The organism is Sphingobium sp. IP1 (genome assembly GCF_002708645.1).
Taxonomy (GTDB): domain Bacteria; phylum Pseudomonadota; class Alphaproteobacteria; order Sphingomonadales; family Sphingomonadaceae; genus Sphingobium; species Sphingobium yanoikuyae.
On record NZ_NOIW01000003.1, the window covers coordinates 44,743 to 61,953 of the forward strand.

The following is a 17,211-nucleotide window of genomic DNA, read 5'->3' on the forward strand; positions in this document are numbered from 1 at the left end:
TGCGGCGAACCGTACATCGTATACCAAATCTGTCAAATGCGCATATGCGTCATCTTCGTAAAGTTCCAAGGGAGGACCAGAATATGAAGAACCGATGGCCCCGGCTCGCCGCCGCTGCCGCACTGCTGCTCGCCACGCCGGCGCTGGCGCAGGGCTTCGATGCCGCGCAGGTCAAGCAGGGCGACCATGTCATCCGCGATTTCGCCTTTCGTTCAGGCGAGAAACTGCCGGAACTGCGGATGCATTATCGCACCATCGGCACGCCGCATCGCGACGCCAAGGGGCGGATCGACAATGCGGTGATGATCCTGCACGGCACCGGCGGATCAGGCGCGCAATTCCTGCAACCGCAATTTGCCGACGAGCTGTATGGCCCCGGCCAGCCGCTCGACGTGCGCCGCTATTTCATCATCCTGCCCGACAATATCGGCCATGGCGATTCCTCCAAGCCCAGCGACGGCCTGCGCATGGCCTTCCCCCATTATGATTATGACGACATGGTCGAGGCGCAGCGCCGCATGCTGGTCGACGGGCTCAAGGTCGATCATCTGCGGCTGACCTTCGGCACCTCGATGGGCTGCATGCACATCTTCGTCTGGGGCGAAAAGCATCCCGGCTTTGCCAGTGCGCTGATGCCGATGGCGTGCCAGGCGGCGCCGATCGCCGGGCGCAACCGGATGTGGCGCAAGGCGGCGATGGACGGCATCCGCGCCGATCCCGCCTGGCAGGATGGCAATTACAAGGCGCAGCCGCTGCTCGGTCTGCGCACGGCATCCAGCCTGTCGCAGATTGCCGGTGCCGCTGCCTGGTACATGCAGGTACAATTTCCCACGCGCGACGCGGTCGACGCCTATTGGAAAGAGCGGTTCGATCGCGACATCGCCAGCCGCGACGCCAATGATTATCTCTACCAGCTCGATTCCTCGCGCGATTATGATCCGTCCGCCGATCTGGAGAAGATCAGCGCACCGATGACCTGGATCAACTCCTCCGACGACTTCATCAATCCGCCGGAAATGGGCATGGCCGAAACGGCAGCCAAACGGCTGAAGACCACCCGTTACAAGCTGATCCCCTATTCGCCCGAGACGCGGGGGCACAGCACCCACACCTGGGCGAAATTCTGGAAGGATGAACTGGTCGCGCTGCTGGCGCGGAGTAACTGACCTCTTATCGGCCGCCTTGTTGCATGAGGCGGCCGATACGCGGCGATACGATCAGGATGATGAGGCCGATCAGCATGGCAAGGCCGCCGATCCGGCCATAGGCGGCGAGCACCGTGCTGGCCTGGTCGGCCCCTGCCGATGCACCGATGGCGGCGGCGATCACGCCGGACATGAAATTGCCGCCCGCCGTCGCCAGGAACCAGGTGCCCATCATCAGTCCCAGCATATGGGGCGGCGACAGGCGCGACATCGCTGCCAGCCCGACCGGCGACAGGCACAGTTCGCCCATGGTGTGAAGCAGGTAGAGCAGCAGGATGAAGAGCATCGGCATCTTCGCCCCCGGCAGCATCATGCCCGCGCCGACCAGCAGCAGGAAACCGGCGCCGACCTGGATGATGGCCAGGCCGAACTTGGCGGGGGCGGACGGCTCCAGCCCGCGCCGGCCGAGCTTCAGCCATAGCCAGGCGAAGAAGGGCGCGAGCAGGAAGATGGAGAAGGGACCGACCGCCTGGAACAGCGAGGCCGGCACCGTGATGCCGAATAGCGTGCGGTCGACATGGCGGTCGATGAACAGGTTGAGCGAGGAGCCGGTCTGTTCGAACAGACCCCAGAAGACGGGCTGCACCACCAGCAGGAAGATCGCCACCAGCAATCGCCCGCGCGCCGCCGGATCGAGCTTCAGGCAGGCATAGGCGACAAGGCCGATGCCCATGGCTACCCCGCTGGCGCTCAGCAGATAACCGACCGTCGCGGGGCTGGCGAGCAGGGCCAGCATCGCCGCGGTGAACGGCAGGGCGCTGGCGTAAAGCCAATATTCGCGTCGGATGCCGAACAGCGGGCTTGCCAGCCAGGCCGGATCGGGCGCCTCGCCCTGGCCCTGCAACAATGGCCTGCCCATGACGAAGACGATGATGCCCAGGATCATGCCCAGCGCCGCCGCGCCAAAGCCCCAGGACCAGCCGATCGTTTCGCCCAGCAAACCGCAGACGAGCGGACCAAGCGCGCCGCCAAGATTAATTCCCATGTAGAAGATGGTGTAGGCCGGGTCGCGGCGCATGTCGTCGCGCGGATAGAGCTGGCCAACCAGGACCGAGACATTGGCCTTGAGGAAGCCGGTACCGACCACGATCACCGCCATGCCGGCGAGGAAGACGCGGGTCGCACTTTCACGGTCTCCGCCCAGCGCATCGAGGCCGAGCAGGATATGGCCGCAGGCGATGACGATGCCGCCGAACAGCACCGCCTTGCGCGCGCCGAGGTAGCGATCGGCCAGCCAGCCGCCGACCAGCGGGCTGACGAACACCAGCGCGATATAGGCGCCATAGAGCATGCCCGCGCGCTCGTCGGAAAAGAGGAACTGCTTGGTCAGGTAGAAGATCAGCAGCGCCCGCATGCCGTAGAAGGAGAAACGCTCCCACAATTCGGTGAAGAAGAGGATGAACAGGCCGCGCGGATGGCCGAGGAAGGTGGCAGCGGCGTGATGATCGGCGGGGGGCATGGCGCTCATTGGCAATAGGCGGGGTGGGGCGAGTCCGGCTCGAACGCGGACACATGGTTGAGGGCGATCACCCAGCGGCCCTCGACCTTGCGCATCAGCCGCGTGTTGATGCCAGACTGGCCGGGTTTGGCGGCAAGGTGGAAACGGCTGATCAGCTGGGCCGCATCGGGCGCCAGCATCTCGATCCTGATGTCGCAGAAATGGAGCGTGCCGCGCGTTTCGGGCGAGGCCCCATAGTCGCGGACATAATGGTCGAGCGTCCCCTGCCAGTCGCGCTGGAACTGGCCGCGCGACACGAAGGTGACGCCGGGGTTGAGGAAGCCCGCCATATAGCCGCGAAAATCACCCCGGTTCCAGGCAAGCTCCATGTCGGCGATCACCTGCCGGATCGCCGCCTTCTCGGTCTCCGCCGAAGGGGGGATCGGCGCGGCGCCCATGCAGAGCGCCGCGCCGATCAGGGGGAGGAGAATGCGCTTACTGCGCCGCACCGGACGCCCCGGCTGCGGCCTTGGCCTTTTCCGCCTGGATGAAGCGGTCAAGCTCCGCCTCCATCACCGGCAGCGGCACCGACCCCATGGTCAGCAGCGTGTCGTGGAACGGGCGCTGGTCGAACTTGTCGCCCAGTTCCGCCTCGGCTTTGGCGCGCATCTTGCGGATCGACAATTCGCCCAGCTTGTAGGCCAGCGCCTGCGCCGGCCAGGCGATATAGCGATCGACCTCATTGGTGATGTCGAGCTTCGCCAGCGCGGTGTGGCTGGCCATATAGTCGATCGCCTGCTGCCGCGTCCAACCCATGGAGTGCATGCCGGTATCGATCACCAGCCGCACCGCGCGCCACATCTCGAACGTCTCGCGGCCGAATTCCTCATAGGGCGTTTCATACATGCCGAGCTTCGTGCCCAGCCATTCGGTATAGAGGCCCCAGCCTTCGCCATAGCCCGAGAAATAGGTCTGGCCACGGAAGGCCGGGCGGTTGGGGGCCTCCAGCGCATAGGCGGCCTGGAAGCTGTGGCCCGGATTGCATTCGTGCAGCGTCAGCGCGGTCAGATTGTAGAGCGGGCGCGAGGGCAGGTCATAGGTGTTCATCAGGCAGGATTCGAGCCCGCCGCGACCCGAGGTATAGATGGGCGCGATCTCATCCGGCACCGGCAGGATGGTGAAGCGATAGCGCGGCAGGTTGTTGAACGTGTCCTTCAGCTTGCCGTCCATCTTCTTGGTGACATAGGCGGAATAGGAGAGCAGCTCGCGCGGGGTCTTGGCATAGAATTGCGGATCTGTGCGCATGAATTCCAGGAACTCGGCGAAGCTGCCCTGGAACTTGGCATCAGCCATCGTCTTCTTCATGTCCGCATCGATGCGCGCGACTTCCTTGAGGCCGATCTCGTGGATCTGCTGCGGCGTCAGGTCCAGCGTCGTATATTCGCGGATCTGGTCCTGGTAGAAGGCCTTGCCGTCGGGCAGCGAATAGGCGTCGATCGTCTTGCGTGCCTTGGGCATATATTCGCCGCGCATGAAGGTCAGCAGCTTCTGGTAGCTGGGCGCGATGGCGTCGCGGATCAGTGCCTGTGCCTGTGCCTGCATCGCCTGGCGCTGGTCGGCCGGGATGGTGTCCGGCATCGCGGCGAACGCCTTGTAGAAGGGATTGTCGGTGCCGGCGGCCAGGAACGGCTCGATCGTCTTGTCACGCCCCTCGATCGACACGCGCGGCACGGTATAGCCGCGCTTCAGGCCCGCCTGCATGTTCGCGATCTGCTCGTCGAAATAGCGCGGGATGTCCTTCATCCGGCCGAGATAGCGGCGATAATTGTCGGCGCTGGAAAAGGGCGTGCGCGGGTTGAGGCCGGTCCAGAAGAAGGTATCGCTGTTGAACGGCGCCTCATAGGTCTTGTACTTGATCTTGGTCGCATTCTCCCAGACCGATGTCTTGAACACCGCCTTGTTGATATATTCCTCATGCGACAGTTGCGCGTCGGGGATCTGGTCGAGCTGTTTGAGGATATCGCTCCAATAGGCATAGCGGCGCTGCTGGGTGGCGGCGGTCACGCTGGGCAGATGATCGTCGGCGCCGCCTTCGGTCCGGCCGCTGCCGGGCAGGCGGGCGAATTCCTTCTGGCGCCAGGTCCATTCGGCGTCATACAGCGCCTTGAGCTTCAGGTCGGCGGCGGTCGGTTGTGCGGCCGGTGCGTTGGTGGCCGGCGCGGTCTGGGCAAGGGCGGCCGGGGCCGTGCCGGCGAGCCAGGCGATGGCGAGCAAGGATGCGGCATGGGGCATTGTCATGAATGTCTCTCTTCCCTGTTCGGCGAAGCGATCCGGCGCCCCGCTCCTATCAATAATGTATACGATATACCTTGATTATGGCGGGTCAAGTGCGCGTTTCGCCCGCGGGCGTGAAAATGCGCGCGCCGAACATCGGGCCGGCCCGCGTCATGCCGGGGGCCGGCTGGACGCGGATCATCACCGTGCTCTTGCCGCGCGTCAGCGCCTCGGGAATGGCGTAGGTGACGTCGAAAAATTCGCCCGGCCGGTCGGCATCCAGCTTCTGCGTCGCGATCTTCTGGCCGTCGACCAATATGTCGAACAGCCGGTTTCGCTCCTCGCCCCAATAAGTGGCCTGCAGGATCAGCGGGCCGGGCTTCACCTTCATGCGGAACTGGAAATGGCCGTCGGTGCGCGCATCGCGCCCATGCCGTCCGCGATAGGTGGTGGTGTAGGAGAGTTTGGCTTCCAGCCCATGGTCGCGCTCGGGCTGCATCTCGCCCAGATGCATGACTTCGACGGAGCGCCGCTCCAGGTCACGGAGGCGCGCCTGCTCGACGGCAAAGGCCTGCTGCTCCACGCCCCATTCCTGCTGGGTGAAGCGCTTGAAATAGACGGCGGTGCGGCGATCACGCTGCTGGAAGAAGGGCGCGAAGCTGAGGTCGGCGGGCTTGCCGATGCCGGCGGTGCGATAGGCGGGGACGGCGCCGGGGGTGGCGGCAAAGCCCTGCGTCACATCGGCGGCGACCAGCGCCGGAGATGGACCGTCAAAGGGCTGGTCCGCCGCGCCCAGATCGGCCGCCAGCACGACCGGACCGTGCAGCAGCGCGATGGTGCGGGCATCATCCGGTGTTGCTTCGACCCGTAATGCCATCGGCAGGTCCAGCGTCACCTGATCGCCGGCCTTCCACTTGCGATCGATCAGGGCATAGCCATCGGCGATGCGCGGGACGGGCAGGGGCGTGCCGTTGACAGCGATACGCGCGCCCTGGCACCAGCCGGGGATGCGCAGCGCCAGGGTGAAGCGGCCAGCCCGCGCCAGTTTCGGGATCGACAGGGCGATGTGGCCGTCGAAGGGATAGCCGGTCTCGATCCGCAGCTTCGCGCCCCGCGCCGCCCAGTCGGCTTCGCTGGGGATATAGAGATTGGCGATCAGCATGTCGGCCGGCCGGTCGGCATCTTCCCACCAGATGGATTCTCCGTGCTTGGCATGGCTTTCCATGCCGCTGCCGACGCAGCACCAGAAATCGTCGAACGGTTCCGACCAGACGCGGTGCGACCCCGACATCAGCGGCACCATATAGGCGAACATGCCGGTGGCCGGGTTCTGATGCGCCAGGATATGGTTGATATGGGCGCGCTCATAATAGTCGAACAGGCGCGCCTCGGGCTTCCAGGCATAGAGATGCCGGGTCAGCTTCAGCATGTTGTAGCTGTTGCAGCTTTCGCAGGTCTGTTCGGTAATATGCTTGGAAATGGTGCCGGGATCAGGGAAATATTCCCGGTCGGCATTGCCACCGATGACATAGCTATATTGGCCGACCACGGTCTCCCAGAAGAAATTGGCGGCGATCGCGTCTGCGGCATTGCCGGTGATCTCGTGCAGGCGGGCAAGGCCGATCAGCTTGGGGATCTGCGTATTGGCGTGGATCCAGGGCAGGCTGTTCTGTCGCTGGGCCAGCGGATCGAGCACCTTGCGATGGCGCAGGCGCGTGGCCAGCGCCAGCCAGCGCGGATCACCGGTGCGGGCGTGCAGTTCGGCGAAGCTTTCGTTGATGCCGCCATGCTCGCAGTCCAGCACCTGCTGCACCTGTGCATCGTCCAGTTTCGCGAACACGCCGTCGATATAGGCGGCCAGGGCCAGCGCGACGCCGCGCGCCTGGCTGTTGCCCAGATGGGTTTCGGCGTCGAACAGGCCGGCGAACAGCTTGTGCCAATTATAGAAGGGCACCCAGCAGCCGTTGAGATCGAACCCGGCCGATCGGATGTCGCCGCGCATGATCTCCGGGAAGATCAGCCTGCCATCCTCGATCACATCGTCGCGACGGCGGGTGAAGCCCGCGACATAGCCATCGCCGGCCGCCGCCTGGCACTCGGCCAGTTCGTCGATGATATAGGCGGCGCGGCGGGCGCATTCGGCGTCGCCGGTCTGGGCGTGCATCAGCGCCAGCGCGGTCAGATAATGGCCCAGCGTATGGCCGGCGATGGTATCATTTTCCCAGCCGCCATAAATGGCGCCCTTGGGCGTCAGGCCGGCATGTTTGCGGAAATTGTGCAGCAGCCGATCCGGCTCCAGCCGCAACAGATAGCGGCGATTGCCCTCGACCGCGTCGGCAAAGGGGGAGGGGAGAAGCCGGGTCGCATTTAGCGGCAAGGCGCGCGCCGATTCGGGCAGCGCACTGCCGGTTGCGGCATGGGCGACGCTGCTCCATCCCTGCCAGGCGGGGGCCGTCGCGACGGCGGTCGCGGCCAGCAACATGGCCCTGCGGCTGAGGGGCGTGTGACGGTGGGACATGGCGGCTCCGGCTTGTCTACAATCGTTATACCGTATACGATATTGCGATTATGGTTCGGGATCAAGACGGAGGATGCATGTCTATCTTCAACGCTGCGGCATGGGCAATAAAGGCATGAGCGCTGACGAAAGCGTCACGCTGACGCTGCAGCAGGTCGCGGATCTGGCCCATGCCGTGCTGCGCCGCCATGGTCTGGCTGAGGCACATGTCGGCCCGGTTGCCGCGACGATCATTGCCGGCGAGCGCGATGAATGCGCGTCGCATGGTGTCTATCGCCTGCTCAACTGCGTCCATACGCTCAACAGCGGCAAGGTTGTGCCGGATGCCGTGCCGGTGGTGCATCATGTCTCGCCCGCGCTGCTGCGCGTGGATGCGGCCGGCGGCTTTGCCCAACTGGCTTTCGCTACGGGATTGCCTTTGCTGGTGGAAAAGGTGCGGACGATGGGCATCGCCGCCATTGGCATCAATCGCTGCGTCCATTTTGCCGCGCTCTGGCCAGAGATCGAGGCGCTGACCGATCAGGGGCTGGTTGCCTTTGCCTGCACCCCCAGCCATGCCTGGGTCGCGCCGGCCGGCGGCACCTCGCCGCTGTTCGGCACCAACCCGATCGCCTTTGGCTGGCCGCGCCCCGGCGGCGATCCCTTTGTCTTCGATTTCGCCACCAGCGCGGTCGCGCGCGGCGAGATCGAACTGCATCGCCGTGCCGGCAAGCCGATCCCGAAAGGCTGGACGATCGATGCCCAGGGCCATCCGACCACCGACGCGGAAGCGGGCCTGGCCGGAGCGCTGCTGACCTTTGGCGGGCACAAGGGATCGGCCCTGTCGGCGATGGTCGAACTGATTGCCGGGCCGCTGATCGGCGATATGACCAGTGCGGAATCGCTGGCGCATGACGATGGCGCCAAGGCATCGCCCTATGGCGGCGAACTCATCATCGCCATCGATCCCGCCGGCTTCCTGGGCGCGGCGGCCGCAGAGCATATGCAGCGGGCCGAGGCGCTGTTCGACGGCATTACCAGCCAGGGCGCACGCCTGCCATCGCAGCGGCGCTTTGTGGCGCGTCGTCGCACTCCCGATCAGGGCTGTCGCATTCCCCGTGCGCTCTATGAGGAACTGGCGGCGCTCAGCTGAGCGCCGCCAGCGATTTCAGGCAAAAGGCTGGTCGATCGCGACCGAGGGCGGGGTGAACCAGGCGGCCCCGGTCTCGGTCACGTGGAAATGATCCTCCAGCCGCACGCCGAAGCGATCGGGCACGACGATCATCGGTTCGTTGGAGAAGCACATGCCCGGCTCCAGCGGGGTCATGTCGCCGCGCACCAGATAGGGCGCCTCATGGATCGACAGGCCGATGCCATGGCCGGTGCGATGGGGCAGGCCCGGTAGGCGATAGTCGGGGCCAAGGCCGGCCGCCTCCAGCACGCGCCGCGCCGCCGCGTCGATCGCGCCACAGGGGACGCCGGGCTTGACCGCGTCGAATGCGGCCTGCTGCGCCTCCTTCTCCAAGGCCCAGATGCGCCGCTGCTCGGCATCGGCCTCGCCATAGACATAGGATCGGGTGATATCGCTATGATAGCCGCCGATGGTGCAGCCGGTATCGATCAGCACCATGTCGCCTTCGGCCAGCACGCTCTCGCCCGGCAGGCCATGAGGATAGGCGGTCGATCGGCCGAACTGGACGATGCAGAAGCTGCTGCCCGATGCGCCGAGCGCCCGGTGCGCGGCCTCGATGAAGTGGCGCACCTCGGTCGCGGTGATGCCGGGGCGCAGGATGCGGGCAGCGCGGCGATGCACCTCCAGCGTCATCGACTTGGCCTGTTGCATCAGCGCCAGTTCGGCGGCCGACTTGCGGCTGCGGCAACCGTCGATCACGGCCGAGGCGGCAACCAGCGTCACGCCCGGCGCGGCGGCCCGGATGCGTTCGACGAACAGGAAGGCCATGGCCGGATCGATCCCCAGCCGGGCGACGCCCAGCGTCCGGAGCGCGTCGGCGACGAGTGCGGACGGGCTTTCATCCTCTTCCCACAGGCGCAGGTCGCCGGCGTCGATCTTGAGGTCGGCTTCCAGCGAGCCGCGTTCGAAGCGCGGGCAGATCAGGATCGGCTCGCCGGTGAGCGGCAACAGCATCGCCACCAGTCGCTCGCTCGCGCCCCAGGGGACGCCAGCGAAATAGGCGAGGCTGGTCCCGGCATCGATCAACAGCGCGTCGAGCCCTTCCTGCGCCATCAGGGTGCGGGCCCTGGCAATGCGCGCCTGATATTCGGACGCCGTGATGGCCGGCGCACGATCGGACCAGGGGGCAAGCCCGGCCAGTTCGGTGGCGGTGTCGGAACCGCCGATCTGCTGTGTCATACTCTATCCTTCAAAGCGGCGGAGCGAAAAGGGCGTGGCATCGACCGGCGGCGGTGCGCCGGTGGCCAGCGCGGCGATGATTTCCCCGGTCAGCGGTCCCAATGTCAGCCCCAGATGCTGGTGGCCGAACGCATAGAGCAGGTTTTCCGCGCGGTCACTCCGGCCGATCGCCGGCAGATAATCGGGCAGGGTCGGGCGCGCGCCGATCCAGGGCCTGGCATCCGCCTCGAACGGCAGGCCCAGCGCGGCGGCATGGGCGCGCAGCCTTTGCCATTTGCGCGGGTCCGGCGGGGCGGAAAGGCTGGAAAATTCGACGAAGCTCGCTGCGCGCAGGCCGCTCTCGAACCGGGTGACGATCATCGATCGATCTTCGAACACCACCGGCGGCATGTCCATCGGCCAGCCTTCGGGCGGGTTTGGCGTGTGCAGATGATAGCCGCGTTCGGCGATGATCGGCACCTTGTGGCCCAGCGGGCGCAGCAGTGCGTCCGATGCGGCACCGGTCGCGACGATGATATGGTCCGCGTCCAGCGTCCGGCCGTCGGCCAGTTGCACCTGCGCCTTTCCATCACGCGTGGGAAGTGCGGTGACATCTGCCTGTTCGATCCGGCCGCCTGCCGCCAGCAGCGCCTCTCTCAGATCCTGCGCCAGCCGGGTCGGGTCGGCGATGCGGCCGCTGCCCTCACAGCGAATCGCGCCGATGATCGGATGGGGGAACAGGGCTTCGAGCAGGGCCATCTCGCGCGCCGTCGCATCGCGGAAACGCGCCGTGCCGCAATCGGCCGCCATCCAGGCGCGGCGCCCGGCCAATGCGCTGGTCTCGCTTTCCCAGATGATGAAATGCCCATCCTCGATCAGGCGGCTTGGCCCCGCGCACAACGCGTCGATCCGGTGCCAGGCCGGCATTGCTTCTTTCAACATCGCCTTTAACGCGGCGCGTCCTGCCGCAAAACGCGATGGGCGCGCGGCATTCAACAGGCGCAGTGAAAAGGGCAGCCAGCGGCCGATGTCGCGCCAGGGCAGGCCGAGTGCGCCGCCGCGCCAGAACAGCCGCCGGGGGAAGCTCTTCACCGTTGCCATCGACGCGAGCGGGTCGATCTGCTCCACCGCGACATGGCCTGCATTGCCCCAGGATGCGCCGCGCAGCGGGCTTTCCCGTTCGATCAGCAGCGTTGAAATTCCCTTTTCCTGCAATCGGATAGCGCAGGATGTGCCGACGATGCCGCCGCCGATGATGATTGCATGTTGGGTCAATTGACTTCTTTTCACTTGGCGATGACAATGAGATACCGTATACGATCCTCAGTTTCAACGGAGGCTTATGTGAATTCCTCAAAATTGACGTGGCGTGGTGTCTACCCTGCCGCCACCACCCAGTTCACCCCCGATCTGGACGTTGATATCCCCGCAACCCAGGCTGTCCTGGATGCGCTGGTGAAGGATGGCGTCGACGGCCTCATCATCGCCGGCACCTGCGGTGAGAACAACTCTCTGGAAGCCGAAGAAAAGCGCGCTGTCGTCAAGGCGGCGGTCGAGGTCGTGGATGGCCGCGTGCCGATCCTGGTCGGCGTGTCCGAATTCACCACTCGCCGCGCCGTCGCCTTCGCGCAGGACGCCGAAAAGCTGGGCGTCGACGGGCTGATGCTGCTGCCCGCGATGGTCTATGTACCGACCGTCGGCGAACTTTGCACCCATTTCGAGACGGTGGCCAAGGCGACGTCGCTGCCGATCATGCTCTACAACAACCCGCCTGCCTATCGCGTGAATATCGGCATCGACGCGCTGACCCGCCTCGCCGACACGCCCAACATCGTCGCGGTCAAGGAAAGCGCGCCCGATCCGCGTCGCTTCACCGACCTGATCAACGCCTTTGGCGACCGCTATATCCTGATGGCGGGCCTGGACGATGTCGCGTTCGAGGGGCTGTTGCTGGGCGCCCATGGCTGGATTTCCGGCCTCACCAGCGCGTTCCCGCGCGAATCCGTGGCGCTGGTCGCGGCGATCAACCGGGGCGACCTGGAAGAAGCGCTTCGCATCTATCGCTGGTTCATGCCGCTGCTGCATCTCGATGCCGATCATGATCTGGTCCAGTCGATCAAGCTGGCCGAAAGCATCATGGGACGCGGCACCGAGCATGTTCGCCTGCCGCGTATGCCGCTGGAAGGCCAGCGTCGCGCCGACGTCATCCGTTGGGTCGAGCAGTGCGCTGCCACCCAGCCCAGCCTGACGGCGGCCTGATGTCCGCGGTGCGCCACACATTCTTCTGCATAGACGGCCATACGGCGGGCAATCCCGTCCGTCTGGTCGCGGGCGGCGCGCCGCTGCTCAAGGGAAAGTCCATGGCGGAACGCCGCCTGGACTTTCTCGACCGCTTCGACTGGATCCGCACCAGCCTCTGCTTCGAGCCGCGCGGCCATGACATGATGTCGGGCGGCTTCCTCTATCCGCCGACGCGCGATGATACCGACATCGGCATCCTCTTCATCGAGACCAGCGGCTGTCTTCCGATGTGCGGCCATGGCACGATCGGCATGGTGACGTTCGGCCTGGAAAATGGCCTGATCCAGCCGGCGACGCCGGGCAGGCTGCGGGTCGAAGTGCCCGCGGGCGTCATCGATATCGATTATACGAGCGACGGCAAGCGCGTGACATCGGTCAAGATCCGCAACGTCCCCGCCTATCTGGCGGCGGAGGGGATCGCAATCGACGTGCCGGGCTTCGGGCCGCTCAGCGTCGATGTCTCCTATGGCGGCAATTACTACGCGATCGTCGAACCACAGGGCGCCTATACCGGCCTCGACGATCTCGGCGCATCGCGGATCGTCGAACTCAGCCGCACGATCCGCGAACTGGTGCGCGAACAATATCAGCCGGTCCATCCGCTCGAACCCAGTATCAAGGGGGTCAGCCATGTCCTGTGGGCCGACAAGCCCAAGGGCGAGGGCGCCGATGGCCGCAATGCCGTCTTTTACGGCGAGCGGGCGATTGACCGCAGCCCCTGCGGCACCGGCACGTCGGCGCGGCTGGCGCATCTGGCAGCCAAGGGCAAGCTGAAGGTCGGCGACCGGTTCGTGCATGAAAGCTATATCTGCAGCCGCTTCATCGGCCGGGTCGAGGCCGAGACGATGATCGGCGACCAGAAGGCGATCATCCCCTCGATCGAGGGATCGGCGATCGCCACCGGTTTCAACACCATCTGGGTCGACCGCGAAGACCCGTTCTGGGCCGGCTTCACGGTCGTATGAAACTGAAGGCGCAGAGCGGGCGGACGGGATCGTCCATCATATACGAAGTTGTATTCCGCCGTCCGCTCTGTGCTATGTTCGCCGCATGAGCCTAGTCATCCGAAACCTGTCCGACCAGTTGGTCGATCTTGTCCGTGAGCGCATCCTGTCCGGCCGGGTGCCGCCCGACGGGCCGATCCGCCAGGACGCGCTGGCCGCCGAACTGGGGATCAGCAAGATTCCGCTGCGCGAGGCACTGGCCCGACTGGAGCAGGAAGGACTGCTCAAGTCGCAGGCCAATCGCGGCTTCTTCGTGCGCAGCCTCAACCGGGTGGAGGCGGACGAAGTCTATGCGCTGCGTCTGAAGCTGGAGCCCGACGTGATGGCGTTGGCCGCCGAACGGGCGGACGAGGCGGAGCATCAGGCGGCGATCAACACGCTGGCCACCCTCTATCAGGTCACCGACGAAGGCGGTGACGGGGTCGGGGCGTTCAACCGCGCCTTCCACATGGCGCTGCTGCGTCCCAGCAGCCAGCCGCTGTCGGTCAATATTCTCGAACGGCTCCATATCCTGTCGGAACGCTATGTCCGCAAGCATCTGGAGCCGCTTGGCCGCGACGAACGCGCCAATGATGAACATCGCGAGATGCTCGATGCCTGGCTCGCGCGCGACAGCCAACTGATCCGCGAACTCACGGTCGCACATATCCGCAAAACCATGGACGATCTCATGGTTCAGCTCGACGCCGACGACTGAACCATAACCGAGCAACCGGAACGTCCATAAGAACAGGGAAGGAAATTTCGGTTGAGCACTGGATTTTGGGGACCGATCAAGCCGATCGGCGCCGGTCATCACGCGCAGCATCAGCAGTTGCGTAAGACATTGTCCTGGCCGCATCTGATCGCGCTGGGGGTCGGGGCGATTGTTGGCACCGGCATCTATACGCTGACCGGCGTGGGCGCCGACCGGGCGGGGCCGGCGGTGATCTTGGCCTTCGCCATTGCCGGCGCGGTGTGCGCCTGCGCGGCGCTGGCCTATGCCGAACTGGCCACGCTGATCCCGACCGCGGGTAGCGCCTATACCTACACCTATTCGGTTCTGGGCGAGACACTGGCCTGGGTCGTGGGGTGGAGTCTGATCCTGGAATATTCGCTGGCGTGCAGCACCGTGGCGGTCGGCTGGTCGGGCTATCTGGTCGGCTGGATCCAGCAGGCGGGGATCAGTTTGCCGCCGATGCTGCTGGCCGGGCCACATGGCGGTGGCATCGTCAACCTGCCCGCCGTGCTTGTGGCACTGGCGATCGCCGGCATGCTGATCGCGGGCACGCGGGAAAGCGCGACGCTCAACATCATTCTGGTCGTCATCAAGCTGACCGCGCTCGCCGCCTTCGTCGCGCTGGCGCTCCCCGCCTTCCAGTCCGACCATCTCCAGCCCTTCATGCCCTATGGCTTCGTCAGTCATGTGGAAGGTGGCATGACGCGCGGCGTGATGGCGGCGGCGGCGATCGTCTTCTTCGCCTTCTACGGTTTCGATGCGGTGGCGACCTCGGCAGAGGAAGCGCGCAATCCTGGCCGTGACCTCACCGTCGGCATCGTCGGATCGATGGCGGTCTGCACCCTCATCTATATGGCGGTCGCGGTCGCGGCGATCGGTGCGCTCGACTATCGGGCGCTGGCCGGTTCGTCCGAACCGCTGGCGCTGGTGTTGCGCACGCTGGAGCATCCGGTTGCCGCCTGGCTGGTGGCGGGCGCCGCGCTGGTCGCGCTGCCCTCCGTCATCCTGGTCATGATGTATGGCCAGAGCCGCATCTTCTTCGTCATGGCGCGCGACGGGCTGCTGCCGCGATCGCTCAGCAAGGTGTCGGAAAAGACCGGCTCGCCCGCGCGTATCACCGCGATCACCGGCGTCTTCGTCGCGGCCGTCGCCGGCTTCTTCCGCCTCGACGAGATCGCCGAATTGGCCAATGCCGGCACGCTGATCGCCTTCATCGCGGTTGCCGGCTGCATGATGGCGCTGCGCCGCAAGGCGCCCGAGATGAAGCGCGTGTTCCGCTGTCCGCAGCCCTATCTGGTCGGCACGCTGGCGATTATCGGCTGCCTCTATCTGCTGATCAGTCTGCCTGAAAAGACGCTGCTGCGCTTTGGCCTGTGGAACCTCGTCGGCCTGGCCCTCTATTTCGCCTATAGCCGGGGGCGCAGCCTGCTGCGCACCACGGGTTATGCGGCTAGCGAGGAAGGCTTGCCGGAATAGTGCAGCCTTGACCCGAGCCGGTCAGCCGCGTCGCCGCGACTGGCCGGCTTGCTCAATAGCCCACAGCATAGCCCATGCGTCGGGGGTCGGCACCCGTCATGCGGGCGCCCGATGGGTCGGCCAAAATGCCCTGCACGCTGCCGATCGCATAGGGGCCGACCAGTTCGATCTTGTGCCCCATCGCGGTCAGGCGCTGGATCGTGGCATCGGGGAAGCGCCGTTCCGCCTGCACGGTGATCGCCGCGCTGGGCCTGTAGAAATTGGGATCGGCGTCGAGCGCGAAGCGTGGTGCTTCGATCGCGGCCTGGATCGGCAGGCCGCGATCGACGATATTGACCAGGAACTGGAACTGGGTCTGGCCGATCGTCTCGCCGCCGGGCGACCCGAAGACCAGTTTCAGCCGGCCCTTGTCGAGGACGATGGTCGGGCCATTGCCGAGCAGGGCGACCTTGCCCGGTGCGACCTTGTTGGGATGGCCGGCATAGGGAGCAGACGATCCCAGGCGCAGGCCGTTGTTGAACAATATGCCGGTATTGCCCATCACCAGGAAGGTGCCGAAGCCGCCGCCGACCGTCGTCGTGACCGCGATGGCATTGCCGTCGGCATCGACCGCCGACAGGCTGGTGGTGTCGCCGCCGCGCGTATGGTCGTCCCCCTGATGCGCGAAATCCTGCCGAGCCCGTTCCAGCGCCGCCCGGTCGAAGGCGGCGGCATTGCCGCCATTGGGATAGAGGCCCGCACGGGCCGCGTCGATCAGTTGGCGCCGCTCGGCGGCGAAGCGCTTGGACAGCAGTCCCTCGACCGGCGTCTTGGCGAATTTGGGATCGGCGGCATATTTATAGACGTCGGCCTTCGCGACCTTGATCGCCTCGATCAGATAATGGGTGAAGAGCGGATCGTCGGCCGGCAGCGCGGCGAGGTCGAACCCCTCGACCAGATTGAGCTGTTCGCACAATTCGAGTCCCGTGCGCGAGGTCAGCGGGCTGCAATAGACGTCCAGCCCGCGATAATTGGTCGTCACCGGATCATCCCAGCGCGGCTGATAGGCCTTGAGGTCATCGAGCCGCAGCCAGCCGCCCGTCTGTGCCGAGAAGCGGGCAAATTCCTGCGCGATCGGGCCGGTGTAGAAATAGTCATGCGCCGCCTGCAAGGCACGATCGCGATCGGCGCCGCCCTTGAGCGCCTGGCTCTCCGCGTCGGCAAGGGCCTGAAAGCTGCGGGCCAGATCGGGATTGCGGAAGATGGATCGCGGGGCGGGAGGCTGGCCACCGGGCAGGAAGATCGCCGCGCTGGTCGGGTAGAGCGCCAGCGTCTTTTGCGCGCGCGTGATGAACATGGCGATGGAGGCATCGAGCGGGTGGCCATCGCGGGCATAGCCGATCGCCGGTTCAAGCAGGGTCGAGAGCGGCAATTTGCCGAACCGGCGGGCCAGCGCGATCCAGCCGCCAAAGGCGCCCGGCACGGTCAATGCCTTGGGGCCATGGTCCAGCGCCTTGGGATCGCCATCGGGATCGAGCAGGCGCGGCGCGCCGCCGGTGAAGGCCAGTGACTGGACCTTGCCCGTCTTGCGATCGAGACAGGTGGCAAAGCCGTTGCCGCCCGCGCTGGATGCCCAGGGTTCGACCACGTTCATGACCGCCATCGCCGCGACCACGGCATCGGCCGCGGTGCCGCCCTGCATCAGCATGCGGGTGCCGGCCATGGCGGCCAGCGGATGGCCGGCGGTCACGCCGCCATGCGGCATGGGCACTTCGACCCGGTGCGCGGCGACGCTGGCGCTGCCGGTGCGGGGCGCGTCGGGCGCGCGTGCGCCCGATTGGGCCAAAGCGCGGCCGGGCAGGGTGGTGAGCGCCATGCCGGCAAGGCCGGCGGCCAGCATTTCGCGGCGATCCAGGAAGGATGGGGGCGTATCGGACATGGCGGGGCGACCTTGCAGGGGAAAGGAAAG

At 65.7% G+C, this 17,211-nt stretch carries 13 protein-coding genes; 6 read left to right on the forward strand and 7 right to left on the reverse strand.

Translation table 11 applies throughout. The features are described from left to right. The first annotated feature begins 83 nt into the window (after positions 1 to 83). A complete protein-coding gene (locus CG471_RS01625; RefSeq protein ID WP_099230110.1) occupies positions 84 to 1,166 on the forward strand; it encodes an alpha/beta fold hydrolase in 1,083 nt (360 codons plus the stop codon). Positions 1,167 to 1,170: 4 nt separating this feature from the next. Here CG471_RS01625 and CG471_RS01630 read toward each other — a convergent pair whose 3' ends face one another. The 4 genes from CG471_RS01630 to CG471_RS01645 form a co-directional block, all read right to left on the reverse strand. Then, the gene (locus CG471_RS01630; RefSeq protein ID WP_099230112.1) at positions 1,171 to 2,673 is read right to left on the reverse strand and encodes a peptide MFS transporter; all 1,503 of its coding nucleotides are present in this window, start codon (positions 2,671 to 2,673) and stop codon (positions 1,171 to 1,173) included. Next, positions 2,670 to 3,101 (reverse strand): DUF4440 domain-containing protein, encoded by a 432-nt coding sequence (locus CG471_RS01635; protein WP_099230203.1) that lies wholly within the window; start codon positions 3,099 to 3,101, stop codon positions 2,670 to 2,672. Before CG471_RS01635 ends, CG471_RS01630 begins: the two co-directional genes overlap by 4 nt. A gap of 37 nt (positions 3,102 to 3,138) precedes the next feature. After that, a complete protein-coding gene (locus CG471_RS01640; protein ID WP_099230114.1) occupies positions 3,139 to 4,941 on the reverse strand; it encodes a DUF885 family protein in 1,803 nt (600 codons plus the stop codon). An 85-nt stretch (positions 4,942 to 5,026) separates the two neighbouring features. Beyond that, positions 5,027 to 7,435 carry a glycoside hydrolase family 127 protein gene (locus CG471_RS01645; RefSeq protein WP_257211390.1) on the reverse strand — a complete coding sequence of 803 codons (2,409 nt, stop codon included), beginning with the start codon at positions 7,433 to 7,435 and terminating at the stop codon, positions 5,027 to 5,029. A gap of 115 nt (positions 7,436 to 7,550) precedes the next feature. Between CG471_RS01645 and CG471_RS01650 the strand changes: the two genes are divergently transcribed. Next, on the forward strand, positions 7,551 to 8,567 hold the full coding sequence (locus CG471_RS01650) for an Ldh family oxidoreductase (RefSeq protein WP_180275590.1): 1,017 nt from the start codon (positions 7,551 to 7,553) through the stop codon (positions 8,565 to 8,567). A 15-nt stretch (positions 8,568 to 8,582) separates the two neighbouring features. Here the strand turns inward: CG471_RS01650 and CG471_RS01655 are convergent, their stop codons facing one another. Both CG471_RS01655 and CG471_RS01660 read right to left on the reverse strand, forming a co-directional pair. Continuing rightward, positions 8,583 to 9,785, reverse strand: a complete 1,203-nt coding sequence (locus CG471_RS01655; RefSeq protein ID WP_099230120.1) for a Xaa-Pro peptidase family protein — start codon at positions 9,783 to 9,785, stop codon at positions 8,583 to 8,585. 3 nt (positions 9,786 to 9,788) lie between these two features. After that, entirely contained in the window at positions 9,789 to 11,039 is a 1,251-nt protein-coding gene (locus CG471_RS01660; protein ID WP_180275591.1) for an FAD-binding oxidoreductase, read from the reverse strand. 69 nt (positions 11,040 to 11,108) lie between these two features. On the opposite strand from CG471_RS01660, the gene CG471_RS01665 reads away from it, so the two are divergent. The 4 genes from CG471_RS01665 (at position 11,109) to CG471_RS01680 (ending at position 15,263) form a co-directional block, all read left to right on the forward strand. Continuing rightward, complete coding sequence (locus CG471_RS01665) at positions 11,109 to 12,023, forward strand: dihydrodipicolinate synthase family protein (RefSeq protein WP_099230124.1); 915 nt, start codon at positions 11,109 to 11,111, stop codon at positions 12,021 to 12,023. Further along, positions 12,023 to 13,030, forward strand: a complete 1,008-nt coding sequence (locus CG471_RS01670; RefSeq protein WP_099230126.1) for a 4-hydroxyproline epimerase — start codon at positions 12,023 to 12,025, stop codon at positions 13,028 to 13,030. Before CG471_RS01665 ends, CG471_RS01670 begins: the two co-directional genes overlap by 1 nt. Positions 13,031 to 13,115: 85 nt before the next feature. After that, positions 13,116 to 13,766, forward strand: a complete 651-nt coding sequence (locus CG471_RS01675; RefSeq protein ID WP_010339132.1) for a GntR family transcriptional regulator — start codon at positions 13,116 to 13,118, stop codon at positions 13,764 to 13,766. A 51-nt stretch (positions 13,767 to 13,817) separates the two neighbouring features. Next, positions 13,818 to 15,263, forward strand: a complete 1,446-nt coding sequence (locus CG471_RS01680) for an amino acid permease (RefSeq protein ID WP_099230128.1) — start codon at positions 13,818 to 13,820, stop codon at positions 15,261 to 15,263. A 52-nt stretch (positions 15,264 to 15,315) separates the two neighbouring features. Here the strand turns inward: CG471_RS01680 and CG471_RS01685 are convergent, their stop codons facing one another. After that, the gene (locus tag CG471_RS01685; protein ID WP_099230130.1) at positions 15,316 to 17,181 is read right to left on the reverse strand and encodes a gamma-glutamyltransferase; all 1,866 of its coding nucleotides are present in this window, start codon (positions 17,179 to 17,181) and stop codon (positions 15,316 to 15,318) included. Positions 17,182 to 17,211 lie beyond the last annotated feature (30 nt).

What these genes read in the sequence shown, in the direction of transcription:
- CG471_RS01625 (WP_099230110.1), top strand. Translation starts at nt 84, where the DNA reads ATGAAGAACCGATGGCCCCGGCTCGCCGCCGCTGCCGCACTGCTGCTC.
- CG471_RS01630 (WP_099230112.1), bottom strand. Translation starts at nt 2,673, where the DNA reads ATGAGCGCCATGCCCCCCGCCGATCATCACGCCGCTGCCACCTTCCTC.
- CG471_RS01635 (WP_099230203.1), bottom strand. Translation starts at nt 3,101, where the DNA reads ATGGGCGCCGCGCCGATCCCCCCTTCGGCGGAGACCGAGAAGGCGGCG.
- CG471_RS01640 (WP_099230114.1), bottom strand. Translation starts at nt 4,941, where the DNA reads ATGACAATGCCCCATGCCGCATCCTTGCTCGCCATCGCCTGGCTCGCC.
- CG471_RS01645 (WP_257211390.1), bottom strand. Translation starts at nt 7,435, where the DNA reads ATGTCCCACCGTCACACGCCCCTCAGCCGCAGGGCCATGTTGCTGGCC.
- CG471_RS01650 (WP_180275590.1), top strand. Translation starts at nt 7,551, where the DNA reads ATGAGCGCTGACGAAAGCGTCACGCTGACGCTGCAGCAGGTCGCGGAT.
- CG471_RS01655 (WP_099230120.1), bottom strand. Translation starts at nt 9,785, where the DNA reads ATGACACAGCAGATCGGCGGTTCCGACACCGCCACCGAACTGGCCGGG.
- CG471_RS01670 (WP_099230126.1), top strand. Translation starts at nt 12,023, where the DNA reads ATGTCCGCGGTGCGCCACACATTCTTCTGCATAGACGGCCATACGGCG.
- CG471_RS01675 (WP_010339132.1), top strand. Translation starts at nt 13,116, where the DNA reads ATGAGCCTAGTCATCCGAAACCTGTCCGACCAGTTGGTCGATCTTGTC.
- CG471_RS01685 (WP_099230130.1), bottom strand. Translation starts at nt 17,181, where the DNA reads ATGTCCGATACGCCCCCATCCTTCCTGGATCGCCGCGAAATGCTGGCC.